The following is a 23,489-nucleotide window of genomic DNA, read 5'->3' as shown; positions in this document are numbered from 1 at the left end:
CACGCACCTCAAAGTGGCCCGGGCCCCGTTCTTCCAGCAAAAGAACGTCACCGGGTCGGATGCCCACCGCTTTCCGGAAGGACGCCGGCAGCGTCAGTTGGCCGCGACTCTGCACCCTAACCACTGCCACCGCGTGTCGCCCCCCTGTCTGATTGACCGGAACCATTGTAATCAACCTCCTATTTTACTGCAATGACGCCGTCCAACAGTAGTCGTGTGGGATGACTGCAATATCATGCGACATCATGGGACGAGCACGCGAAACCTGGCGCGATGGGGGCGACGCCTGGGCTGCGCACAACTTGCCTCGCATGGCAGGCTAGCGCAGTGGAACGCTCTCACGCCTCTGCAGGGTCCTCCACCGCCCATACCGAACTCTCCGTTCAGCGTCACGCTCCGCATCGCTCGAACGGATCCGGTCTTTAGGGAGGTATCGAGCTTGCCAGCCCTGGACTACTACCGCGTGGCCGATCTCTTCACCCCCGAGGAACGCCTGATCCAAGAGGAGACCCGCCGCTTCCTCGAGGCCGAGGCGGCGCCCCACATCGCCCGGTGGTGGGAGGAGGGGACCTTTCCCCGCCACCTGATCCCCCGTTTCGGGGAGCTGGGCCTGCTGGGCGCCACCTTGCCGGAGGCGTACGGCGGCGCCGGCGCCAGCAGCATCGCCTACGGCCTCATCATGTACGAGCTGGAGCGCATCGACTCCGGGCTGCGCAGCTTCGCCAGCGTGCAGAGCTCGCTGGTCATGTACCCGATCTACCGCTACGGGTCGGAGGAACAGCGGCGGGAATACCTGCCCAAGCTGGCCCGGGGCGAGCTCATCGGCTGCTTCGGCCTGACCGAGCCCGACGGCGGCTCGGACCCGGGCTCCATGAAGACCCGCGCCCGCAGGGACGGTTCGTCCTACGTGATCACCGGCCGGAAGATGTGGATCACCAACGGCAACCTGGCCCACATCGCGGTGGTCTGGGCGAAGGACGACGAGGGGGTCATCCGGGGCTTCATCGTGCCGACGGACACGCCCGGGTTCCGGGCGCGGGAGATCCCCCACAAGATGAGCCTGCGGGCTTCGGTGACCTCGGAGCTCATCCTCGATGAGGTGCGGGTCGACGCCGCCCAGATGCTGCCCGAGGCCCGCGGCCTGGGCGCGGCCCTGAGCTGCCTGACCCAGGCGCGGTACGGCATCACCTGGGGGGCGGCGGGCGCCATCGACGCCGTCTTCCACGAGGCCCTGGAGTTCGCCCGGCACCGCGTCACCTTCGGCCGGCCCATCGCCGAGCGGCAGCTGGTCCAGGCGAAGCTGGTGGAGATGGTGGAGGCCCACACCCAGGCGCTCTTGATGTCCTGGCGGCTCGGCAAGCTCAAGGACGAGGACAAGCTGACCTACGCCCAGGTGTCCCTGGCCAAGCGCAGCAACGTGCGGGCGGCGCTGCGGGCGGCCCGCACGGCGCGGGAGATCCTGGGCGGCAGCGGCATCACCCTGGGCTACGCGGCGATCCGCCACATGCTGAACCTGGAGACCGTCGACACCTACGAGGGCACCTACGACATCCACACGCTGATCGTGGGCCGCGACGTGACGGGCCTGGGGGCCTTCTAGCCCGCGGGCCTTGGGGGGATGGCGCGCGCCGGCTGCGCGGGAGGGGTGCGGTGATGGGAGAGGGGAAGGTGGCCCTGGTCACCGGTGCGGGGTCGGGCATCGGCCGGGCGACGGCCCTGGCCTTCGCCCGCCGCGGCGTGCGGGTCGTGGTGGCCGACCTCGATCCGGAGGGGGGCGAGGCGACCGTGGCCGCCCTGCGGGCCGAGGGCGGGGAGGGCCGGTTCGTCCGGGTCGACGTGGGCGATCCGGCCCAGGTGGAGGCCATGGTCCAGGCATGCCTGGACGCCTTCGGGCGGCTGGACTACGCCTTCAACAACGCGGGCACCGGCGGGGCGGTGATGGGGCGGACGGGCGACTACCCGCTGGACGACTGGGAGCAGGTGCTGCGGGTCAACCTGACCGGCGTGTTCCTCTGCCTGAAGTACGAGCTGCCCGTCATGGCCCGGCAGGGCGGCGGCGCCGTGGTCAACAACGCCTCGGCGGCGGGCCTGGTGGGCCTGCCCAAGGCCCCCGCCTACACCGCCTCCAAGCACGGGGTCGTGGGCCTGACCCGGGCGGCGGCCTGGGAGTACGCCCGCTACGGCGTGCGGGTCAACGCGGTCTGCCCCGGGTGGACGGAGACGCGGCTGGTGACCGAAGGGGTCTTCGGCGCTGGGACGAACCCGGCCGTGCGGGAGCAGCTGGTGCAGCCCATCGCCCTGCGGCGCCTGGGCCGGCCGGAGGAGGTGGCGGAGGCCGTCGTCTGGCTGTGTTCCGATGCGGCCTCCTTCGTGACCGGTGCCGCCCTGCCGGTGGACGGCGGGATCACAGCCCTTTGAGGGTGCTACTCGTCGCCCAGCAGGCCGAAGCTGCCCTCCCAGGGCCGGATCAGGCCGATGGGGCAGCGGCGGTCGCCCTGGCCCAGGGGGTTGTCCCGCAGGATGGCCAGCAGCAGCCGCCAGGGGAACGGGTGGGAACTGGCGCGGATGGTGCCGCCGTTGTCGTTGATGTCGACGATGTGCACCGGCGCGCCCAGGGCCTCGGCCAGCTCCCGGGCGATGGCCAGGGCCTCGGCCCGGCGCAGGGGCGGCAGGACGTAGCCCTCGTAGGGGCTGCCCGCCCGCATGCCGTCCAGGGAGCGGGCGCCGGTGCCGGCCACGTGGTAGAACACGCCGCGGATGCCCAGCGGCCGGGTCACCGCGGCGGCAGCGGCCGCCGCCAGGATCCGCAGCCGGCCGGTCTCCTCGATGGCCACCTGCATCTTGTGGGGGACGGACAGGCCCTGCCCCCAGCCGGTGGGCCGGACGTACCGGGCCAGCAGGGTGGCCAGGGCGCCGGGCCGCACCTGGTGGGCGGGGATCATCCGCCCCCGGACGGCGATGACGGCCGTCTCGCTGACGATGGCGTGGTCGCCGGGGCGCAAGTGGGGGGCCAGGTACCGGCGCAATACGGCGGCCAGGTCCTCGCCCCGCTGGAACCAGTGGGTGCGGACGACGATCCGCTCGAAGGCGTGGGGGCCGATGCGGACCCGGCTGAGGAAGACCTCGCCGGGTTCCGGCCCGGCGGCGGTACGGGCCGGTGCGATTGTCCCGGCGGCGGTACCGGCCGGCGCGATGTCGGTGGGCGCGGGTTCGGGGGCCGTGCCCGCCGGCGCGGCTGCAGTAGCGGTGCCGGCCGGCCCGGTTGCAACGGCCACGCCGGCCAGCTCGGCTGCGGCCGCCACGCCCGGTGCCGCGGCCGCTCCCGGCTGCCCGGCCCGGCCGGTCTCCATCGCTCGATCAAGCCCGGTAAGCCCGGTGTCCCGGGCGTCCGGATCCGGCGCGCCCGCGCCCCCGTCCGGCTCCCGCCGGGGCTGGGCGGGTGTGGCCGGCTCGGGGCGCGGGTAGACCGCCGGCTCGACGACTTCCGCTGGCGCCACCACGGTATCGGGCTCCTCCCGCGGCCAGCGATCGGGTTCCACCTCGGGCCGCGGCAGGGTGGCGGGCTCGTGCCCCGGGAACGTGTAAGGTTCGCCGGGGAGCCGGGCCTCCGCGGCGCCGCCGGGGTCCGGTACCGAGGGGGTTGCGCCCGCCGGCGCGGGCGACGCCTGCGGGGCCGCACCCTGGGGTCCGGAGCGGCGGGCCGCCGGGACCGGGCGCCGAGCCTGGGGGGCGGCAGGGGCCTCCATGGCCGCGATGGGGGCGGCCCCGCCGCCGGCCGGGCGGCTGCCGGGTTCTTCCATCCTACGGGCGGCACTTTCGATGGGTTCGGCGTGCAAGGCGGTCGACCTCCTGCCCGCGCAGGCCGATGGCCCGCGGGGCCCCTTTCCGGTGGTAGTCTGGACCGGCCCCCAGGGGGCCATGCGCCGCCCCGAGGCGGGCTGCGGGATCTCGCGCCGCCGCGACGCGGGGCTGGGGGATCATGCGCCGCCGCGATGCGGGCTCCGGGGCAAGGGTGCATGGGCTATACTGGAAAGAACGGAAAGGAGGACGGCCCCTTGACGGATGCGGTGGACCCGGCGGTCCCGCCCGGGGACCTGGCGGACCAGGGGCTCCGCGGTCCCGGCGGTCCCATCGCCGCCGTGCTCTTCGACCTGGACGGCACCTTGCTCGAGCTGGACATGGATCGCTTCCTGCCCGTCTACCTGCAGCGGCTGGCGGCCTGGGTGGCCGACCTGTTCGAGCCGGAAGACTTCCTGCGCCAGCTGGTGCGCGCCACCACGGCCGTGATGCAGAACCGGGACCGGTCCCGGCGGAACCACGACCTGCTCTGGGACGTGCTGTGGGCGGGGCTGGATCCGGCGCGCCACCCGGGCGCGCGGCAGGAGCGGCGCGACGAGGCCCTGGCGCGCTTTGAGCGGTTCTACCGCGAAGCGTTCCCCCAGCTGCACTTCATGGCGCGGCGGCGGCCCGAAGCGGCCGCGGTGGTCGAAGCGGCCCGCGCCCGCGGGTGGAAGGTGGTGCTGGCGACGAGCCCCATCTTCCCCATGGTGGCCATCGCCGAGCGGCTGCGCTGGGCCGGGCTCGATCCGGGCCGGTTCGACCTGGTGACCGTGCTGGAGAACATGCACTCCTGCAAGCCCCAACCCGACTACTACCTGGAGGTGGCCGAGCGCATCGGGGTGGAACCCGGCCGCTGCCTGATGGTGGGCAACGACCTGCGGGACGACATCGCGCCGGCGCGGGTCGCGGGGATGGCGGTCTACGTGGTGGAGGGGCTGGTCCTGCACGAGGGCGAGCCGGGAACTGCGGGCGCGCCCCGCGGCACCCTGGCCCAGCTGCTGCAACTGTTTGTCAAAGACGGCACAAACGGTAACATTTTTGCAAAGCCGGGGACCTTGCACGGCAACAACGCCGCACTACAGTAGGAATTGGCCGGACCGGCCGGGTGGCAATGGCCTCATCGCCCTGGTTCATCGTCACCAACCACCCGTTGCGCCCGGCCTCGATCCTGACCAGGTGAACGCCACGGTGCGGCGGTCGGAACCCCCGCCGCGCGGCGCGCGGGCCGGACGTGAGCGGAACTGCCCATCCGCTGCCCTCCCCGGGAACCCAACCGGCCCGCCGCACACCCGCCCTCCCCGGAACCCACCGGTGTGCGGCGCCGCGACAGACCGTCGGCACCTGGTAAGAAGCCCCGCGGCGATCCCGCGGGGCTTTCCCTTTTTCCTCCCTCCTGCGTCCCTTCCTTTGTATGTACGCGTCCCTTGCGTCTTGGGCGGCGGCGTCATTGGCTCCGTTGGGCACCTTTGGCCGTTCGTTGGTCTATGGCCCCGTTGGGCGTTGGTCGTCCGGGGCCGGACGTTGGCCGGCCGTCGTTGGCCGTTGGTGGGGCCTGGCCCCCGCCTGTCTCCCTCCAGCCGCCTTCGGGCCACAGGTGCTGCTTGGGCTCCCCGATGCAGGTGAATCCTAGGATCGGTACCGGATCCGGGTGGCGGATCGGGGTGGAAGCCCGCCCGGGCCCGACCCCGGGTTTGGGGGCCCGGCCCGGGCGCGGACCCGCATCCTTTGGGATGGCGACCCAATGGTTTCGCCCGCTCCCTGCGTATACGGTGAGGGGGAGAAGGGGAGCCCGGCGGCCCTTGCGGGCCAGGGGGCCGCGGAGGGCGGTGGGCGCCGGGCGGGCGCCGGCGTGGCGGCCGAAGGCGACTGCGCAGGCGGCCCGCGGCGGGCCGGCCCGCGCCCGCGGCGGTGGCCCGGCGACGGTTCGCCGGGGACCCGCGGACGGGCGGGGCCATTGGAAGCGCCTGTCCGGCGGTGGGGTGGCGGCAGGTCCGGGGCCGCAGCCGGCGAGACGGCCTGGGGACCGAGGTCCGGGGACCGAAAGGAGGCCGCACGGTGGATGCCCTTCTCGCAGCCCGCCTGCAGATGGCGATCTCCCTGGGATTCCACATGATCTTCGCGTCGCTGGCCCTGGGCATGCCGGTCCTGATGCTCATGGCCGAGGGGCTGTACCTGCGGCGGGGCGACCCGCGCTACCTGGAGCTCGCCCGCACCTGGGCCAAGGTGACGGCCATCACCTTCGCCATCGGCGCCGTCAGCGGCACGGCCCTGTCCTTCGAGCTGGGCCTGCTCTGGCCGCGGTTCATGGAGCTGGCCGGACCGGCCACCGGCCCGGCCTTCACCCTGGAGGGCTTCGCCTTCTTCACCGAGGCCATCTTCCTCGGCCTCTACCTCTACGGGTGGAACCGGCTCTCGCCGCGGGCCCACTGGCTGGCCGGCATCCCCGTCGCCCTGAGCAGCGCCGCCTCCAGCGTCATGGTGGTGGCGTCCAACGCCTGGATGCAAAACCCCGTGGCCGTGGAGACCTTGTTGCAGGACCCCCAGCGCTTCGATCCGGTGGCGGCCCTCTTCGGCAACCCGGCCTGGCCCGTCATGGCCGTCCATTCCACGCTGGCCACCTACGCGGCCACGGGCTTCATGGTGGCGGCGGTTTACGCCTGGGCCGCCCTGCGCGGCTACCGGGACCCCATGCGGTGCAGCGCCCTGCGCATGGCCATGGCCCTGGGCACCGTGGCGGCGCTCCTCATGCCCATCACCGGTGATGCCAGCGCCAAGTTCGTCGCCCATAACCAGCCGGTCAAGCTGGCGGCCATGGAGGCCCAGTTCGAGACGGAGGCGGGGGCGCCCCTGCGGATCGGCGGCCTGCCCGATCCGGAGACGGGGCGCGTCGCCTACGCCGTGGAGATCCCCGGGATGCTCAGCTGGCTGGCCTACGGCGATACGGGGGCGGTGGTGGAGGGCCTGGACCGGGTGCCGCGGGAGCTCTGGCCCAACGTGCCCGTCACCCACATCGCCTTTCAGGTGATGGTGGTGGCAGGGGTGCTGATGGTCCTGGTCTCCGCCTGGTACTGGTGGGTCACCTGGCGCCGGCGCGGCAGCGGCACCGACGTTCTGGCCGACCGGCGCCTGATGCGCGGGCTGGTGGCGGCGGGCCCCCTGGGGATCATCGCCCTGGAGGCCGGCTGGGTCGTCACCGAGGTGGGCCGCCAGCCGTGGATCATCCGCGGCGTGATGCGCACGGCGGAGGCCGTCACGCCGGCTCCCGGGGTGGTGACCACCTTCATCGCCTTTACATTGCTCTACGTGGTGCTGAGCGCCACCCTGGTGTGGCTCCTGCGGCGGATCGGCCATGGCCCGGTGCCCGGCGTGACGGCGCCGGCCGGCCCCGGCGGTGGAACCGGCAGGCCGGCGGCGCCCGCGGCCAGCGCCCGCGGGGTGGGCGAGGACGCGGGCGGGTCCACGGGGCTTGACGGGGGCAGGTGAGGCCGGTGCCGGTGGTGACGGGGGATCCGTTGCCCGAGACGGTGGTGGCCGTGGTCCTGATGCTGGCGCTGACGGCCTACGCCATCCTGGGCGGGGCCGACTTCGGCGGCGGCGTGTGGGACCTGCTGGCCCGCGGTCCCCGGGCCGAGGCCCAGCGCCAGGCCATCGCCCGGGCCATGGGCCCCGTGTGGGAGGCGAACCACGTCTGGCTGATCTTCGCCCTGGTCCTCCTATTCACCGCCTTCCCCCGGGCCTACAGCGCCCTGGGGGTCGCCTTGTTCGTCCCCTTTCACCTGGTGCTGGCGGGGATCGTGCTGCGGGGCGCGGCCTTCGTCTTCCGCGCCCCGGCGGCCACCGCCGCCGGGCCCCAGCGGGCCTGGGCCAGCGTCTTCGGCGCCGCCAGCACCATCACGCCCTTTCTGCTGGGGGCGACCCTGGCCGCCGTCTCGTCGGGGGGCATCCGGGTGGCGGCCGACGGCATGGTAACGACCAACGCGGTCCACGCCTGGTTCAGCCCCTTCTCCCTGCTGGTGGGGGCGCTGGCGGTGGCCCTCTTCGCCTACCTGGCGGCCGTCTACCTGGCGGTTGAGACCCGCGGTGCCCTGCAGGAGGACTTCCGGCGCCGGGCCCTGGGGGCCGGCATCGCCGTGGCCGTGCTGGCGGCGGTCCTGTTGCCGCTGGCGCCCCGGACGGCGCCCCACCTGTGGGAGCTGGTGTCCGAGCGCGGCCGCTGGCTGGTGGCCACGGGCGCCGCCCTGGCCCTGCTCTCGGGCTGGCTCGTCTGGCGGCGCCACTTCCTGCTGGCCCGGGTCGCGGCGGTGGCGGAGGTGGTGGTCCTGCTCTGGGGCTGGGCCCTGGGGCAGTGGCCGTATCTGATCTACCCCGACGTGACGGTCTTCAACGCGGCGGCGCCCGACCCCATCCTGCGCTTCGCCCTGTGGGCGACGCCGGTGGGGCTGCTGATCCTGATCCCGTCCCTGTGGCTGCTCTTCGCGGTCTTCAAGGGGGAGAACCCCCAGGCGGGCGAGCCGCCGGGGTCCCTGGACCCCAAGCCGTAGGGCTGGCACCCCAGCCTGGGGACTCCCGTTTGGGGCCCCATCGTGGCCCAATCGTGGGGGCGGCGTGGTGGGCGGCGCTGGCGGGGCGGCTCCGTTGCCTCTCCCGAGCGGCTCCGTCGCCGCCTGCGGGCACCTTAGTCGCCATCGCCAGATCGGCCCGGGCCGTTCGTCCCCGCGGCCGCGGCCGTACCGTCCGTGCCGGCGGTGGCGGCCGGGTTCGTCCCGGGGGTGGTGGCCCCGGCGGTGCCGCCGGTCATGCTGGCGGCCGCTCCGGCGGTGGAGGCCTGGGTGCCGGCGGCCTCCTTGATGCCCAGGTCGACCAGCACCTGGTTGGTGGCCGGCCAGTCGACCTCATAGTAGTAGATCCCGTTGAGCATGATGCCGTGGCCCTTGACCATGCCCCGGCGGATGCCGTCCAGGTCGGTGCCCCAGGCCAGGCGGGCCAGGGCGACGGCGTCGCGCAGCCCCATGTCCGTCTCCACGTAACGGTTGATGATGGCCAGGGTCTGGGGCACGTCGAGCAGGGTCATCCGCGCCTTGAGCTGCTTGGCCACGTCGATCAGGAACTGCTGCTGGCGGTCGGCCCGGCCGAAGTCGCCGTCGGGGTCGTTATACCGCTCCCGCAGGTAGGCCAGGGCCAGCTGGCTGTCCATGGTGTGGCGGCCCTTCTCGAGGAAGGGCCCGTCGTGCAGCCGCAGGTCGTAGGGCACATCGACCTCCACCGGCCCCAGCACGTCGATCAGCTGCAGGAAGCCCGGCATGTCGATCCGCGCCCAGTGGTGGATGGGGATCCCGAAGTTCTCCGCCACGGTGCGGGTGGCCAGCTCGACCCCGCCGAAGGCGTGGGCGTGGGTGATCTTGTCCAGCCCCCGGCCCGGGATCTCGACCCGGCTGTCGCGGGGGATGGAGAACATCGCCACGTCCCGGGTGGTGGGGTCGATGGACACCAGGATCATCGTGTCCGAACGGGTCTGGGCGCCTTCCTGCCGGGCGTCGATCCCCAGCAGCAGGATGTTGATCCGCCCCGGACGAACCGGCCCCTCCGCCGGGGGCTCGCCCGCCTGGGGCGCGGGGGCGGGCGCCACCGGCTCCGGGGGCGCGGTCAGCTCATAGCCGGCGAAGTAGGCGACGACCAGGCCGGCGAACAGCAGGCCCAGGCCGGCCACCCAGGCCAGGAGCCGCCGGCCGTGGCGGCGGGTTCTTCCAGATCGAACCATATCCCATCCCTCACACCCGGCCTGCAGGAGCCCGGGCCGGGATCACGAATCTGGGTGGTAAAGTTCACCTTTTCAAATGCTGATTTTCGGGTTTGTCCCGTTGGTCACCTCTCCTGGATTGTAGCGCAAGGGACCCCGGCGCGGGCTGGCGCATGCAGGCAGGACACATCGTCAATTCGAGGTAGGGCAGGGGAAGGGCCTTGGGGCCGGCCGCAGGCACGGCGGGTTGGGGGACCCGGCCGGGCTGCGGGTCGTTGGGTGGGGAGTTGGGGGGCATGAGGCTGGGGAACGGGGGGATGGGACCCCGGGGGGCAGGTCCCATCGCGACCCCGGCGGGCGGCTCCTGGCCGGGCGGCCAGGCCGCCGGCTGGCTGGCCGCGATCCTGGCGTGGCTGGCCGCGGTGTTCGCCGTCTACGCCTGGACCGGCTGGGTCGAGGCCTGGGTGCTGGCGCCTCCCGCGGGCGTCCTGGCGGCCCGGCGCTGGGGCCTGCGGGCGGGCGGGCTGGTGGCGGCGGCGGCGCTGTTGGCCATGGCGCTGGCGCTGTTGGCCTTGCCGCCGGACGGCCGCATGGGATGGCGCCTGCTGATCGCCCAGGTCCTCGCCCTGGCGGGGGCGTGGCTGGGGGCCCGCCTCGAGCCGCGCCTCGAGCCGCACCTCGAGCGGGGTAGGGACGCGGGCGGCGCGGCCCGCCGGCCGGTGGGGGCCGCGGCCGGGAGGGCGGAGGGTGCCCCGGCGCGAGGCGAAGGCGGCGGGGCCGGTTCGTCCGGCGAGGATTTGACCGAGTCCGAGCTGCAGGCCCTCTATGCCTGCACCCACACCCTCAACAAGGTGACCAGCGTCGACGACCTGATCCGGGAGTTCAACAACCTGCTCTCGGCGCGGCTGGGCTATCCCTATTTGGCCCTGCTGCTGGTCCAGCCCGACGGCTCCCTCAAGCTGGCCTCGGCGCCCCTGTACCCGGAGGAGGTGCAGGGGCTCGTTTTGCCCCGGGGACGGGGGATCTGCAGCGCGGTGGCCGAGACCGGCGAGCCCGTCATCGTCGACGACGTGACCCAGGACCCCCGTTACTACCCCGGGCTGCGGGAGGCCCGCTCCCAGATCGCCGTCCCCGTCCAGCTGGGGGGCCAGGTGGTCGGGGTGCTGAGCGTGGAATCGCCCCTGGTGGCGGCCTTCACCCCCCGGGACCTGCGCCTGCTGCAGGCCATCGCCGACGAGGTGGCCGTGGCCCTGGAGCGGGCGCGGCTCATGGAGCGGGTCGAGCAACAGGCCATCACCGACTCCCTGACCGGGCTCTACAACCGGACCTACCTGATCCAGCGGCTACGGGAGGAAGGGGAGCGGGCCGCCCGGTACCGGCGCCCCCTCTCGCTGCTCTTCATCGACCTGGACGACCTCAAGCTGGTCAACGACTGGTACGGCCACGACGCCGGCGACCGGGTGCTGGTGCGGCTGGGGCGGATCCTCCGGGAGGTCTGCCGCTCGGTGGATTACGCCGCGCGCTACGGGGGCGACGAGTTCGTCGTCGTCCTGCCGGAGACGGGGCCGGAAGGGGCCATGGCGGTGGCCGCCCGCATCCAGGAACGCTTGCGGGAGGAACCGGCCCGCCGGGCGCTGCCCGGCGGGCGGGGGGTCGGGGCAAGCATCGGCATCGCCGCGTATCCTGCCCATGCCCGGGATTGGACGGAGCTGCTGCGCCTGGCGGACCAGGCCATGTACGGCGCCAAGCGGCGGGCGAAGGCCGGGCGGCCGGGCCGGGGCGGGCCGGGGGCGGCGGCCGTGGCCGGCGACCCCGGGCACGACGGCGGGCGGGACGGGGAAGGCGGGGCGGCGGGGGCGGGCCGGGCGCCTGCGCCGCCGGCAGCGGGACCCGGCGATGGGAGCGACAGCGGTGGACGCGGCGGGGACCGGGGGGCCGAAGGCGGCGGTCCCCCGGCGCCGTGAGCCGCTTTCAACCGAGGAGGTGGCCCCGTGATCGTACCCTTGCAGTCCATGGCGGAGCTGGAGACGGCCTTGCGGGGGCCGGCGCCGGTGATGATCTTCAAGCACAGCACGGCCTGTCCCATCAGCGCGGCGGCCCATGGGGCCTTCCGCCGCTTCGTGGCCGCCCACCCGGCCGGCGCCCGCTACTTCCTGGTCAAGGTGATCGAGCAGCGCGCCCTCTCGGGGGAGATCGCCCGGCGCCTGGGCGTGCCCCACGCATCGCCGCAGGTCCTCTTGTGGCACCGGGGCGCCGTGCGCTGGCACGCGTCCCACGGCGCCATCACCGAGCAGTCCCTGGGCCGGGCGCTGGCGAGCCTGCGGGACCAGCCGCGGGTGGGGCGGACCGCCGGCGCCGGCGGGACGGGGCCGGTCCGTGGTGGGGGCAGCCGGCCGGGTGCTGGCCGGTGCCCGGCCCCCGGGGCCATCCCCGGCGGGGGACCGGAAGGCGCGAGCGGTCCGGACAGCGGGGCGGGGGCGGCCCCGCCGCGGCGAGGCGGATGGCTCCGAAAAAGGATATAAGCCCGCTTAGGGCGAAGGCGGGCTTATATCGGAACCATACGCCGGGTGACAGGCCGGCCGGTGCGCTGGCACCAAGAGGGGCGTGGCCGCCTGGACGCCCGTCGCATGGTGGGGCAGTTATTGTGAGCAATTGGACGCGGGGAGACCAATCCCTGCCGTGGGGTGGAATTTCTCTCAAAATTCCATTCCGGCCCGGTGCGAAGCCGGCCGGGGCAGGGTGCCGCCGGTGCGGGTTCGGCCGCCGGAAGGGTCGGGGGTGAGGCCTTTGGACCTGGGCTTGCAGGGCAAGGTGGCGCTGGTCACGGCGGCCAGCCAGGGGCTGGGCCGGGCCATCGCCGGGCGGCTGGCGGAAGAGGGGATGCACGTCGCCCTGTGCAGCCGGTCGGCCGACCGGGTGCGGGCGGCGGCGGAGGAGGTCGCCCGCCGCGGGGCCGGTCGGGAGGTGCGGGTGGAGGCCTGGGAGGCCGACGTGGCCGTGGCGGAGCAGGTTTCGTCCCTGGCCCAGCGGGTCGAACAGGCCTTCGGCCGCCTGGACGTGCTGGTCTGCAACGCCGGGGGGCCGCCGCCGGGGGACTTCTTCGACGTCGGCGAGGCGGACTGGGAGAAGGCCTTCCAGCAGAACCTGATGTCGGTGGTCCGGCTGGTCCGCTCCTGCGTGCCGCTGATGGAGCGCTCCGGCGGCGGCACCATCGTCACCATCACCTCGACCTCCATCAAGGTCCCCCTGCCACGGCTGATCCTCTCCAACGTCATGCGGGCCGGGGTCTACGCCCTGGTCAAGAGCCTGGTCCCCGAGCTGGCCGCCCGCAACATCCGCATCCATACCGTGGCGCCGGGGCGCATCGACACCGGGCGGGTGCGCAGCCTGGACGAGGATCTGGCCCGCCACACCGGCCGGCCGGTGGAGGAGGTCCGGCGCGACTACTACCGGCAGATCCCCCTGGGCCGCTACGGGGAGCCCGAGGAGTTCGCCCAGGTGGTCGCCTTCCTGGTCTCCGACGCCGCCCGCTACCTGACCGGGCAGGCGGTGTTCGTCGACGGGGGCATGATGCGGGCCCTGTGACGGGCCCTGTGACGGGCCCTTTGAAGTCCCGGGCCGGTGGCCATCCTGAGGAAGGGGCCGGCGGGTCGGGCGGCGCCGGCACGGGGCAAGGCCCGCCGGGGATGATCCCGCCCCGGCGACTGGGCCGGCGACGCCGACGGGGGCCCATTCGCCCAGGGTGAGGCCCGGCAAGGTGAGTTCCCCCGGGTGACCTGGCCTGGCAAGGGCCGGTGCGGCGACGGGCGCCGCAGCCCGCCGGCTCCCCACCGTGAAACCGGGAGGGATGGCGGTTTTGACCTGGCCGGGCTGGGGGGCGGCCGCCCTCTGGGCGTTCCTGGCGGCCAGCAGCGGGCTGCTGGGCTGCGTGGGGGGCCTGTTCCTCCCCCTGGGGCGCCGGGTCCTGGCGGCGGTCATGGCCTTCGGCGCCGGGACGCTCCTTGGAGCGGTGACCTTCGACGTGCTGCCCGGGGCCCACGGGCGGGGCGGGCCGGGCCCCACCGTGGCGGGCTTCCTGGCGGGCGCGCTGGTCTTTACCCTGGTCGACTTCTTCCTCGACCGGCGGGGCGCCCGGGGCCGCAAGCACAGCGGGGTGGAACCCGGCCCGCCCGCCGCCTCGGGTCCCCGGGCCGGCGCGGCCTGGGCCATCTTGGCGGGCGCCGTGCTGGACGGCATCCCCGAGGCCTTCGCCCTGGGCGTCGACCACTATGCCGGCCACGCCGTGAGCCTTGCCCTGGTGGCGGGGATCTTCCTGAGCACCTTGCCCGAGGGGCTCTCGGGTTCGGTGGGCATGAAGCGGGCGGGCTACGCGCCCCGTTTCATCGTCCTGCTCTGGGCGGCGGTGGCCGTGGTGGCGGCGCCGGCGGCGGCGGCCGGGTTCGTCCTGGCGGAACGGCTGGCAGGGGTGACCGAGGCCGTGATCCTGGCCCTGGCGGGCGGTGCCGTGGTGGCCATGGCGGCCGACACCCTGACCCCCGAGGCGTATCGTGAAGGCGGCAACGTGGTCGGGCTGATCACGGCCCTCGGCATGATCCTGAGCTTCATCCTGGCCCACTAGAGCCCACACCGCCCCTGAAGCCCACACCGCCCCCGCGCTCCCACCCTGAAGCCCACACCGCCTCCGTGCTTCCACGCCCGTGACGGACCGGCGCAGGACCGGCCCCACCGGCCGGTGGCGGAGCGGCCCTCGTCCCGCGGGCCCGAGCGCGCTCGCCGGCGGCGGACCGGGGCACCGCGCACCCGGCGGGGCGGCCTATACGGCCGGCGTCGCCCCGCGCCATCGGGGCGGAAGCCGGTTCCACCGGAAGAAGAGAGCGGTAACGGCCGCTCCATTGCCCGAAAAGCGGCAGGAAGAACCCCGTCAATGAAGAAAAGCTACTACGTATCGCATTCGTTCTGGCCCCCTCCAAGCTCCTGTGAACGGTCCTGCCGTTCCGTTCCATTCCGTCGAAGCTTCGCTCCGAGCGGCCAGAGCCCGCGCGGGCGCCGCTCGCGCAGACCTGGTGGGGAGGGATGGGCGTGCAGGGGTGGCTCGATGGCCTTGCCGCGGCGCTGGACGCCGCCAGCGACATCGTCTGGGGCCCCCCGATGCTGGTGTTGATCGTGGGAACCGGTCTCTTCCTGACCGTCCGTCTGGGTGGCCTTCAGTTCCGCCGGCTCGGTTACGCGTTGCGCTTAGCCTTTAGCCGGCGCCAGGACACCGCCTCCGAAGGCGACGTCAACCATTTTCAAGCCTTGATGACGGCCCTGGCTGCCACGGTGGGGACCGGCAACATCGCCGGGGTTGCCGCGGCCGTCACCTTGGGAGGCCCGGGTGCCGTCTTCTGGATGTGGGTGACGGCTCTGGTGGGGATGGCGACCAAGTACGCCGAGGCCATCCTGGCCGTCACCTACCGGGTGAGGAACGCCCGGGGCGAGATGGCCGGCGGGCCGATGTACGCGCTGGAGCGGGGCCTGCGCCAGAAGTGGCTGGCGGTGCTCTTCGCCGTCTTCGGCGCCATTGCGGGTTTTGGGATCGGCAACACCGTGCAGGCCTACGAGGTCGCGAGCAATCTGGAACAGTACTGGGGCGTCCCCCCGTGGGCCAGCGGCCTGGCGATGGCGGTGCTGACGGGGCTGGTGATCCTCGGCGGCATCAAGTCCATCGGCCGCGTCACGGCGGTGCTCGTTCCCTTTATGGCGCTCTTTTATGTCCTCGGCGGGCTGCTGATCCTGGTGCGGCACATCGACGCCGTGCCGGGCGCCATCGCCCTGATCCTCACCCATGCCTTCACCGGCGAAGCCGTGGGCGGCGGTGTCGTGGGCGCCGGCGTCCGGGAGGCCATCCGCTGGGGTGTGGCCCGGGGCGTGTTCTCCAATGAGGCGGGCCTTGGCAGCGCGCCCATCGCCGCCGCCGCGGCCAAGACCGACATCCCGGCCCGCCAGGCCCTGGTCTCGATGACGGGCACCTTCCTCGACACGATCGTGGTGTGCTCGGTGACGGGCCTGGTGCTGGTGGCCACCGGTGCGTGGCAAGAGGCCGATCCGGCGGCGCTGACCGGCGCTCAATTGACAACCCACGCCTTCGAGACGGCCTTGCCGGGGCCCGGCGGTCTCATCGTGGTGGTCGGCCTCGTGCTGTTCGCCTACTCGACCATCCTGGGCTGGGCGTATTACGGTGAGAAGTGCTTCGAGTACCTCTTCGGCACCCGCGCCATCACCCTGTATCGGGCGGCGTGGACGGTCGCCGTCTTCGCCGGTTCGGTGGCCACCTTCGGCATCGTCTGGGACTTCGCCGACGTGATGAACGGGCTCATGGCCGTGCCCAACCTGATCAGCCTGCTGGCGTTGAGCGGCGTGGTGGTCCGGGAGACGCGCCGGTTCTTCGCCACCGAGCAAGGGGCGACCCGGTCTGCGGTGAGCCGTCCCGCCGGGGCGGAGGTCCCCGGCGATTGAGGGCCGCCCGGGCTGCCCGATCCGCTTTCCCGGTGCAACCGCTGGGCGAGGCCGGGGTTCCCGAGGCCGGTGCTCCTTCACAACCGAGGCTTGACGCCGGCGTGGCGCGAAAGGCGACGGGACGCTGGCCGGACACGGCAACTTTTCCGGCCGGCCGCGTATCGATGGAATGAGGCCGGCGGCGCCGGGTGGGGTGGCCCGGCCTGCCGGCCGGTCCGGGTACGGCCGCACGCCTCACGGTGAGCGGAGGGGGTGTGCCGGATGGCGGCGGCAACGGCCACGGAGCCGTCAAGTACGGGGCCCCTTCAGGTCCCGTGCCACCGGCCGGAACTAGGCCGCAACCTGCCCGCCCGGGCCCATCGGCCGGCGGGGATGGGTTCGGCCGGGGCGGGAAGGGAGGTGACGCGGCGCCGCCGCACCCTGGCGCAACCGGCGCCGGAGGAACCGGCAGGGGCCGGATTCGTCCCCGCATCCCCGGGCCGGCAACGCCAGACCGGGTCCATCCGGCGCAAAGGGATGGCCCTTGCACCCCGCGGTCTCGTCCAAAAGCCCATGGTGGCCATGGCCTCCCCGTCGCAGCGCCCGCGGACGGGGTTTGCTGTTTTCTCGGCCGCCGTGCACCGGCCGCGACCGCCGCACCGGCCTTGGAAGGGGCGTGGCTGGTGAACGCCGGCCACCGGCGAGGCGGGCGGGTGCCACGGTCCGGGACGGGGTGAGGTACCACGGCCCGCGCCGGGCCGGGCGCCGGGGCCGCACCCGGACGGAAAACGTCCCAAGGGGTGACGTGGGATGACCACCGGGACCGGTGTGCGCCGGGAGAGGGGGCGGCCGCGGGATGAGGTGCGGTTGCTGGCGCCCACCGGGCATCTGGGGTTCACCCCCCTGGAGAGGGAGAGCTTCCTGGCGGGGCTGGAACGGGAGCCCGACTTCGTGGTGGCCGACTCGGGCAGCTGCGACATCGGGCCCTACCCGCTGGGCGCCGACGAGCCGGCCAGCCCGCCGGCCTGGCAGTACCACGACCTGGAGATCCTGCTGGTCGAGACGCGGCGGCGGGGGATCCCCCTGATCGTCGGGTCCGCGTCGGACACGGGCACCCGGCGCGGGGTCGACCAGTTCGCCCAGATGGTGGAGGCCATCGCCGAGCGGCACGGCCTGCGGCCCTTCCGCCTGGCCTGCATCTACGCCGACGTGCCCCTGGAGCGGCTGCGCCGCCTCCTGGAGCAGGGGGTGGCGATCCGGGGGCTGGACGGCCGGCCCGACCTGACCGCCGCCGATCTGGACCAGACGGCCCGGGCCGTGGCGGTGATGGGGGCCGAGCCCATCGTGGCCGCCCTGGACGCAGGCGCCGACGTGGTGATCTGCGGCCGCTCCAGCGATGCGGCCATCTTCGCCGCCGCGGCCCTGTGGTGCGGGATGCCGCCGGCCACCGCCTACTACGCCGGCAAGGTGCTGGAGTGCGCCTCCTTCTGTGCCGAGCCCTACATGGCCAAGGAGTCGGTGCTGGGGATCCTCCGGCCCGGCGAGGTGGTGGTGGAGCCCATGCACCCGGCCCAGCGCTGCACCCCGGCGTCCCTGGCCGGCCACGCGCTGTACGAGCGGGCGACGCCCTTCTTCGAGCACGTGCCGGCCGGGGTCCTGGACATGCGCGGCTGCGTCTACGAGGCTCTGGACCCGCGGCGCACCCGGGTGACGGGCTTCCGGTTCCGCCCCGCCGGCAGCTATGCCGTCAAGGTGGAAGGGGCGGGGCCCGTGGGCTTCCGGTTCCTCGCCCTGGCGGGGCTGCGGGACCCCGAGCTGGTCGGCCGGGTCGACGAGGCCATCGCCTGGGCCCGCCGGAAGGTGGCCGAGCGCTACGGCACCGCGGGATACGAACTGTATTATCACGTGTACGGCCGCAACGGCGTCATGGGCGAGATGGAGCCCGATCCCCGTCCCGGCCATGAGCTGGGGCTGGTGGTGGAGGTGGTCTGCCCCGACCGGGGGCGGGGCCGCGAGATCTGCACCATGGCGGCCCGGCAGCTCTTCTACGCCCGCATCGGCGGACGAACCGGCACCGCCGGCCGGGCGGCCCTGATGACCGACGAGGTCCTGGAGGCCCGTCCCGCCTACCGCTGGACGCTGAACCACGTGGTCCCCGTCGACGACCCCTTGAGCTGGTTCCCCATGACCCTGCGGTGGGTGGGCGAACCGGACGATGGCCAGGATCCCGGGAAGGCCGAAGCCGGCGGCCGCGCCGCCGATCGCGGCCGCCCGGTGGTCGCCGCCCGCGGGGCCGGCTCCCGGGCCGCGGTCTGGGGGGAGGGATCGGGCCATGCGCCTGCGTGAGCTGGCCACGACCATCCGCAGCAAGAACGCCGGCGTCGACCTGATCACCTTCGACATCCTCTTCCCGTCGGAGGAGGCGTACCGCCGGGCTTGCCAGAGCCCCGTGCTCACCCCGGAGGCCCTCTGCCGGCTGTTGGGCATCGGGCCCGACCGCCTGTACTGTTACGTCCACTTCGATCCCGCCCGGGCCATCAAGTTCACGGTCCGGCGGCGCAAGCCGGCAGGCAGCCCCGGGGAGACCGACGTCTTCGGGACCCAGCAGTACGGTCCCTTGCTCGACCTGGAGGTGGAACCGGCCCCACCCGACGGCGGCGCCGGGTGAGCGAACGGGCCCGGGGCGGGCGGGCACCCCCCGCCCGCCTCCGGGGAAAGGGGGAGGCGTATGCCGATCGGGAGGATGGGCGGTGATGGCCGTCGTGCAGCGGCGGCCGGTGCGCCCGGCGCCGGGGCGGCTGCCCGTATGGCAGCCCGGGCCCAGGCGACCGAGGGTATGGCACCCTGGGCCGGGGCGTTCGCAGGCATGGCCGCCCGGGCCGTCGCGGTGGCCGGGGCCTGTGCAGGGGGGTACACGAGGCGCCGGCGTGGCGGCCGGTGGCTGGGGCTCGTCCTGGCGCTGGCGCTGGCCCTGGGGGCCGCCGGCTGCACCGGCGGCGGGTCCCAGGAAGCCGGCGGCGAGGCCGGTTCGTCCGAGGGGAAGGTGCTGCAGATCACCCTGGACGGGGCGAAGAACCGGGAGGCGGAACTGCAGGTCGTCGCCCAGTACCTCAAGCAGGTGGGCATCGACGCCCAGGTGCGCACCTGGGAGTACCAGACCCTGGTGGCCGAGGCCCAGAAGGGCACGCGCCAGGCCTACGCCACCGACTGGGGCAGCGCCACCTTCACCCCGGTCGACCTGGCGGTGCCCAAGCTGCAGACCGGCGGCCGCGGCAACTACTCCTTCTACTCGAACCCCGAGCTGGACGAATTGTTCAAACAGGCGTCGGCGGCCACCGACGAGGCGGCCGCGGCCGAGGCGTGGAAGAAGGCCCAGCGGATCATCTACGAGGACGCGCCGTGGATCTTCGGCTATTACATGGACGCCATCGAGGCCGCCTCGGCCAAAGTGAAGAACTGGCAGCCCTCCATGGACAGCCGGATCAACCTGCACGACGTGGAGCTGGAGGGCGGCGACACCCTGGTGGTGGGCCTGCGGGCGGACCGGATCCTGTCCCTGGACCCCGCCGCCTACCGGGACCGGGACACGGAGACGGTGATCCGCAACATCTACGACGGGCTGGTGACCCGGACCCCCGACGGGCGGGTGGTGCCGGAGATCGCCGAGTCGTGGGAGCAGCCCGACCCGACCACCTACGTCTTCAAGCTGCGCCGGGGCGTCAAGTTCCACAACGGCGAGGCGCTGACGGCCGACGACGTGGTCTTCACCTTCGAGCGGATCCTGGCGGAGGACGGCCTGGACGGCCAGCCGTCGCCCCGCAAGGGACTGGTGGAGCCGCTGGAGTCCATCGAGAAGGTCGACGACTACACGGTGCGGATGAAGCTGGCCAACCCGTCGGCCGCGTTCCTCCAGCTGCTGGTGCACACCCAGATCGTGCCCAAGGACTACGTGGAAGAGGTGGGCAGCGCCGGGCTGTCGGCGAAGCCCGTGGGGGCGGGGCCCTTCCGCTTCGTGGAGGGCAGCCTGGACGGGCAGATCGTGCTGGAGCGGTTCGACGACTACTACGGCGGCTCGCCCGAACTGCCGCCCGTGGGGCCGGCCCGGGTCCGGCGGGTGATCTTCCGCATGATGCCCGAGCCCGCGACCCGCATCGCCGCCCTGCAGAACGGGGAGGTCCACATCATCCAGGAGGTGCCGCCGGACATGGTGGCCCAGCTGGAACAGGACCCCAACGTGCAGGTGAAGATCACCCAGGGCACGCGGCTCTACATGATCGAGCTCAACAACAAGGAGCTGGCCGATCCGCGGGTGCGGCAGGCGCTGAACTACGCCATCGACTGGGATGCCATCCTCCAGGAGCTCTACCAGGGCCACGCCCACCGGGTGGCGACGGCCATGCTGCCCAGCGGTTTCGGCTATGACGAGAGCCTCAAGCCCTATCCGTACGATCCGGAGAAGGCGAAGCAGCTGCTGCGGGAGGCGGGGTACCGGGTCGACTGACAGCGCCACCGGGGACCCGGCGCCGGGGGAGGGGGGCGGCCGGGCCCCCCGGAGCCGGGCCGGCGGGACCGGCGGGGCGCCGCGGCGGGCGGTCCGGGCATCGGGCACCGGGCACCGGGCACCGGGTGACGGCACCGCCCGGTGGCGAGGCCGCAACGACGCCGCGGGCGCCGGCCGGCGGCGCGGGTCCCAAGGGGAGGTGCGGCGATGCGCGGCGGGTGGATCCTGCGGCGGGTGGCGATGACGGTGCCCCTGGCGGTGGGCATCGTGCTGGTGAGCTTCATCCTCCTGCGGGTGATGCCGGGGGACCCCGTCGACATCATGTTGCGGGGCGGCGGCACCTCCAGCGAGGCCGAGGCCCGGGCCCTGGCCCGGCAGCTGGGGCTCGACCAGCCGCTGCCCGTCCAGCTGGCCCGCTTCGCCGGCGACCTGGTCCACGGCGACCTGGGCGAGTCCATCCGCAGCCGCCAGCCCGTGGTCCAGATGCTCCTCGGCACCCTGCCGGCCACGGTGGAGCTGGCCCTGGCCGCCCTGGTCTTTGCCGTGGGCGCCGGCGTCGCCCTGGGCGTGCTGGCCGCCACCCGCCGCGGCTCCTGGCTGGACCGGGTGGTCATGGCCACGGCCTCCCTGGGCATCTCCATGCCGGCCTTCTGGTTCGGCATCGTGCTGATGCTGGTGCTGGCCGTGGGGACCGGGTGGCTTCCCACCTCGGGCCGCATCGCCTCCCAGTACGCCGGCATGGTGCCGTGGCACACGGGCTTCCTCCTGATCGACACCCTGCTGGCCGGCAACCTGGCCGCCTTCCGCTCGGCCCTGGCCCACCTGGTGCTGCCGGCCGTCACCCTGGGGGCCGAGCTGGCGGCGGTGGTGGCCCGGGTGACCCGCTCCAGCATGCTGGAGGTGATGGGGGCCGAGTTCGTCCGCACCGCCCGGGCCAAGGGGTTGACGGAGCGGCGGGTGATCCTGGTCCACGCCCTGCGCAACGCCCTGATCCCCACGACCAGCGTGGTCGGGCTGCAGGCTGGGGTCCTGCTGGGCGGCAACATGATCGTGGAGACCGTCTTCAGCTGGCCGGGGCTGGGCCGGCTGGTGGTGGAGGCCATCTTCGCCCGGGACTATCCTGTGGTCCAGGGGGCGGTGATGGTCTACGCGCTGACCTTCCTGGTGATGAACCTTCTGGTCGACCTGGCCTACACCTGGCTCGATCCGCGGATCCGGGCCACGTGAGGCCTCCGTCCCAGGCGCCGGCGCGCCGGCGGGCCTGCTCCGTGCAAGGGGCGCCGCCAGGCCCGGCGGCAGGGCGGTGGAAAGGGGGGGCGGCGATGGACGCATGGAGGGCCGACCCGCAGGCGGCAGGGTGGGAGGAACCGGCGGCTGCCCGGGAGCCAGCGCAGGGTGCCGGGGGGCTGGCGGTTCCGCCCGGCCCCCTGGCCCCAGAACCCGGCTCGGGTGGTGATCCTGGGGCGGCCGTGGCCGTCCCCGGCATCGGCCGGCGGGCGCTGCGCCATCCCCAGGTGATGGCCGGGCTTGTGGTGGTCGCCCTGTTCGTCCTGATGGCGGTGGCCGCCCCGTGGCTGGCCCCCTACGACCCGGAGGACTTCACCCTCAGCGCCCGGCTGGCGCCGCCGGCCTTCCTGCCCGGGGGCAGCCCGGAGCACCTTTTGGGGACCGACCGGGTGGGCCGGGACCTACTGACCCGCCTGCTCTACGGGGCCCGGGTCTCCCTGCTGGTGGGGGCGGCGGCCGTCACCGTGGCCGGGCTGGTCGGTTCGGTCCTGGGCGCCGTGGCGGGCTATTACGGCGGGGTCCTCGACCAGGTGCTCTCCCGGGCGGCGGACCTGCTCATGGCTTTCCCGTACCTGCTGTTCACCATCCTGATGATGGGGATCCTGGGGCCGGGGATCGGCAACCTGATCCTGGCCCTGACCTTCAAGGCCTGGGTGGAGTTCTTCCGGGTGGCCCGGGGACAGGTCCTGGCGGAGAAGGCCAAGCCCTACGTGGAGGCCGCCCAGGCCATCGGCCGCAGCCACGCCGGGATCCTGGGGCGGGAGATCCTGCCCAACATCCTCCACGCCCTCCTGGTGGTGGCGACCCTGCGGGCCGGCCACATGATCCTGATGGAGGCGTCCTTGAGCTTTTTGGGCATCGGCGTGCCGCCCGACGTGCCGGCCTGGGGGTCCATGGTGGCGGAGGGGCGGGATTATCTGGCCAGCGCCTGGTGGGTGTCGACCCTGCCCGGCCTGGCCGTGCTGGTGCTGGTGCTGGCGATCAACACCCTGGGCGACGGGTTGCGGGAGCTCCTGGACCCGAGGCTCCGGGTCTAGGTGCCCCCTCCGGCGCGGCCTTGGGGCGGCCTTGGAGGTGGCCTTGGGGGCGGTGTTGGGGACTGGGTTGGGGACGGGGCAGCCGCGGACGCGGGAGATTGCCGAAGATGCGGGAGATGATGAAGCCATGGCGATGCCCGTCATCGGCATCGCGGCGTCGGTGGACGTGATGGCCCCCGCCGATTCGGGCGGGGGCGCCGTGCCTTCGGGTGAGGCCCTCGTGCCTGGGGGCGGGGACCCGGCACCGGCGGGCGGGCTCCCCGTACCGGGCCGCCGGGGTACGGGCCCGGCGGGCCCGCCGCCCAGGCCGGTGGGCCCCGGCGACGACCCCGGGGGTGGGGCGGGGATTGGGGGCCCGCCGGACGGCGCCGGGCCGGCAGCGCCGCGCCTGGTGGCCGTCCTGCCCATGACCTACGTGGACGCCGTGGCGGCGGCGGGGGGCCTGCCGGTGATCCTGCCGGTGGCGCGGCCGGGCGACCCGGTCGAGCTCTGGCTGGACCGGATCGACGGCCTGGTGGTGCCGGGGAATTATCCCTATCTTCCTGCGGGGCTGCGGGCGCTGCCGGCCCTGCGGGAGCAAGCCCCCCACCGCTACGACTCCGACGTGGCCTGG

Annotated in this window: 18 protein-coding genes and 1 pseudogene; 16 read left to right on the top strand and 3 right to left on the bottom strand. The window is 73.7% G+C overall.

The features are described 5' to 3' along the window. Positions 1-25: 25 nt before the first annotated feature. Positions 26-166, bottom strand: a pseudogene (locus tag ACYQ02_RS04420) (AbrB/MazE/SpoVT family DNA-binding domain-containing protein); the annotation flags it as partial. Positions 167-439: 273 nt separating this feature from the next. On the opposite strand from ACYQ02_RS04420, the gene ACYQ02_RS04415 reads away from it, so the two are divergent. After that, a complete protein-coding gene (locus ACYQ02_RS04415; protein WP_460039233.1) occupies positions 440-1,600 on the top strand; it encodes an acyl-CoA dehydrogenase family protein in 1,161 nt (386 codons plus the stop codon). A 53-nt stretch (positions 1,601-1,653) separates the two neighbouring features. Next, positions 1,654-2,418 carry a glucose 1-dehydrogenase gene (locus tag ACYQ02_RS04410; RefSeq protein ID WP_460039232.1) on the top strand — a complete coding sequence of 255 codons (765 nt, stop codon included), beginning with the start codon at positions 1,654-1,656 and terminating at the stop codon, positions 2,416-2,418. Positions 2,419-2,423: 5 nt separating this feature from the next. Here ACYQ02_RS04410 and ACYQ02_RS04405 read toward each other — a convergent pair whose 3' ends face one another. Beyond that, the gene (locus ACYQ02_RS04405) at positions 2,424-3,836 is read right to left on the bottom strand and encodes a hypothetical protein (protein ID WP_460039231.1); all 1,413 of its coding nucleotides are present in this window, start codon (positions 3,834-3,836) and stop codon (positions 2,424-2,426) included. Positions 3,837-4,055: 219 nt separating this feature from the next. Between ACYQ02_RS04405 and ACYQ02_RS04400 the strand changes: the two genes are divergently transcribed. From ACYQ02_RS04400 to ACYQ02_RS04390, 3 genes are all read left to right on the top strand, one after another. After that, positions 4,056-4,925: an HAD family hydrolase gene (locus ACYQ02_RS04400; protein WP_460039230.1), complete on the top strand. Its 870-nt coding sequence runs from the start codon at positions 4,056-4,058 to the stop codon at positions 4,923-4,925. Between the two features lie 970 nt (positions 4,926-5,895). Continuing rightward, positions 5,896-7,323 carry a cytochrome ubiquinol oxidase subunit I gene (locus ACYQ02_RS04395; protein ID WP_460039229.1) on the top strand — a complete coding sequence of 476 codons (1,428 nt, stop codon included), beginning with the start codon at positions 5,896-5,898 and terminating at the stop codon, positions 7,321-7,323. Positions 7,324-7,328: 5 nt separating this feature from the next. Then, complete coding sequence (locus ACYQ02_RS04390; RefSeq protein WP_460039228.1) at positions 7,329-8,381, top strand: cytochrome d ubiquinol oxidase subunit II; 1,053 nt, start codon at positions 7,329-7,331, stop codon at positions 8,379-8,381. A gap of 134 nt (positions 8,382-8,515) precedes the next feature. Here the strand turns inward: ACYQ02_RS04390 and ACYQ02_RS04385 are convergent, their stop codons facing one another. After that, positions 8,516-9,598: an LCP family protein gene (locus tag ACYQ02_RS04385; protein WP_460039227.1), complete on the bottom strand. Its 1,083-nt coding sequence runs from the start codon at positions 9,596-9,598 to the stop codon at positions 8,516-8,518. Between the two features lie 275 nt (positions 9,599-9,873). Between ACYQ02_RS04385 and ACYQ02_RS04380 the strand changes: the two genes are divergently transcribed. The 11 genes from ACYQ02_RS04380 to ACYQ02_RS04330 form a co-directional block, all read left to right on the top strand. Then, positions 9,874-11,541, top strand: coding sequence for a sensor domain-containing diguanylate cyclase (locus ACYQ02_RS04380; protein ID WP_460039226.1), 1,668 nt, complete (start codon positions 9,874-9,876; stop codon positions 11,539-11,541). 27 nt (positions 11,542-11,568) lie between these two features. Then, entirely contained in the window at positions 11,569-12,099 is a 531-nt protein-coding gene (gene ytxJ, locus ACYQ02_RS04375; protein ID WP_460039225.1) for a bacillithiol system redox-active protein YtxJ, read from the top strand. Positions 12,100-12,355: 256 nt separating this feature from the next. Further along, on the top strand, positions 12,356-13,162 hold the full coding sequence (locus ACYQ02_RS04370; protein WP_460039224.1) for an SDR family oxidoreductase: 807 nt from the start codon (positions 12,356-12,358) through the stop codon (positions 13,160-13,162). A 262-nt stretch (positions 13,163-13,424) separates the two neighbouring features. Beyond that, positions 13,425-14,195, top strand: coding sequence for a ZIP family metal transporter (locus ACYQ02_RS04365; RefSeq protein ID WP_460039223.1), 771 nt, complete (start codon positions 13,425-13,427; stop codon positions 14,193-14,195). 530 nt (positions 14,196-14,725) lie between these two features. Beyond that, the gene (locus ACYQ02_RS04360; protein ID WP_460039401.1) at positions 14,726-16,072 is read left to right on the top strand and encodes an alanine/glycine:cation symporter family protein; all 1,347 of its coding nucleotides are present in this window, start codon (positions 14,726-14,728) and stop codon (positions 16,070-16,072) included. 789 nt (positions 16,073-16,861) lie between these two features. Continuing rightward, on the top strand, positions 16,862-18,397 hold the full coding sequence (locus ACYQ02_RS04355) for an acyclic terpene utilization AtuA family protein (protein ID WP_460039222.1): 1,536 nt from the start codon (positions 16,862-16,864) through the stop codon (positions 18,395-18,397). Further along, on the top strand, positions 18,384-18,719 hold the full coding sequence (locus ACYQ02_RS04350) for a DUF4387 domain-containing protein (protein ID WP_460039221.1): 336 nt from the start codon (positions 18,384-18,386) through the stop codon (positions 18,717-18,719). Before ACYQ02_RS04355 ends, ACYQ02_RS04350 begins: the two co-directional genes overlap by 14 nt. Positions 18,720-18,887: 168 nt before the next feature. Next, positions 18,888-20,552 (top strand): ABC transporter substrate-binding protein, encoded by a 1,665-nt coding sequence (locus ACYQ02_RS04345; protein WP_460039220.1) that lies wholly within the window; start codon positions 18,888-18,890, stop codon positions 20,550-20,552. 207 nt (positions 20,553-20,759) lie between these two features. After that, positions 20,760-21,779 (top strand): ABC transporter permease, encoded by a 1,020-nt coding sequence (locus ACYQ02_RS04340; RefSeq protein WP_460039219.1) that lies wholly within the window; start codon positions 20,760-20,762, stop codon positions 21,777-21,779. A 95-nt stretch (positions 21,780-21,874) separates the two neighbouring features. Beyond that, positions 21,875-22,876: an ABC transporter permease gene (locus ACYQ02_RS04335; RefSeq protein WP_460039218.1), complete on the top strand. Its 1,002-nt coding sequence runs from the start codon at positions 21,875-21,877 to the stop codon at positions 22,874-22,876. Between the two features lie 127 nt (positions 22,877-23,003). Then, positions 23,004-23,489: gamma-glutamyl-gamma-aminobutyrate hydrolase family protein (locus tag ACYQ02_RS04330; RefSeq protein ID WP_460039217.1), on the top strand; the 486-nt coding region annotated here is incomplete at its 3' end.

This window comes from Thermaerobacter litoralis, from assembly GCF_054654595.1.
Note: the sequence above shows the minus strand (reverse complement) of the source record. Positions and strands in the feature narration are given on the sequence as shown.

Bases quoted from the DNA above. Each gene is read 5' to 3' on its own strand.
- ACYQ02_RS04410 (WP_460039232.1), top strand. From the start codon at position 1,654: ATGGGAGAGGGGAAGGTGGCCCTGGTCACCGGTGCGGGGTCGGGCATC.
- ACYQ02_RS04385 (WP_460039227.1), bottom strand. From the start codon at position 9,598: ATGGTTCGATCTGGAAGAACCCGCCGCCACGGCCGGCGGCTCCTGGCC.
- ACYQ02_RS04380 (WP_460039226.1), top strand. From the start codon at position 9,874: ATGAGGCTGGGGAACGGGGGGATGGGACCCCGGGGGGCAGGTCCCATC.
- ACYQ02_RS04365 (WP_460039223.1), top strand. From the start codon at position 13,425: ATGGCGGTTTTGACCTGGCCGGGCTGGGGGGCGGCCGCCCTCTGGGCG.
- ACYQ02_RS04360 (WP_460039401.1), top strand. From the start codon at position 14,726: ATGCTGGTGTTGATCGTGGGAACCGGTCTCTTCCTGACCGTCCGTCTG.
- ACYQ02_RS04355 (WP_460039222.1), top strand. From the start codon at position 16,862: ATGACCACCGGGACCGGTGTGCGCCGGGAGAGGGGGCGGCCGCGGGAT.
- ACYQ02_RS04350 (WP_460039221.1), top strand. From the start codon at position 18,384: ATGCGCCTGCGTGAGCTGGCCACGACCATCCGCAGCAAGAACGCCGGC.
- ACYQ02_RS04345 (WP_460039220.1), top strand. From the start codon at position 18,888: ATGGCACCCTGGGCCGGGGCGTTCGCAGGCATGGCCGCCCGGGCCGTC.
- ACYQ02_RS04340 (WP_460039219.1), top strand. From the start codon at position 20,760: ATGCGCGGCGGGTGGATCCTGCGGCGGGTGGCGATGACGGTGCCCCTG.
- ACYQ02_RS04335 (WP_460039218.1), top strand. From the start codon at position 21,875: ATGGACGCATGGAGGGCCGACCCGCAGGCGGCAGGGTGGGAGGAACCG.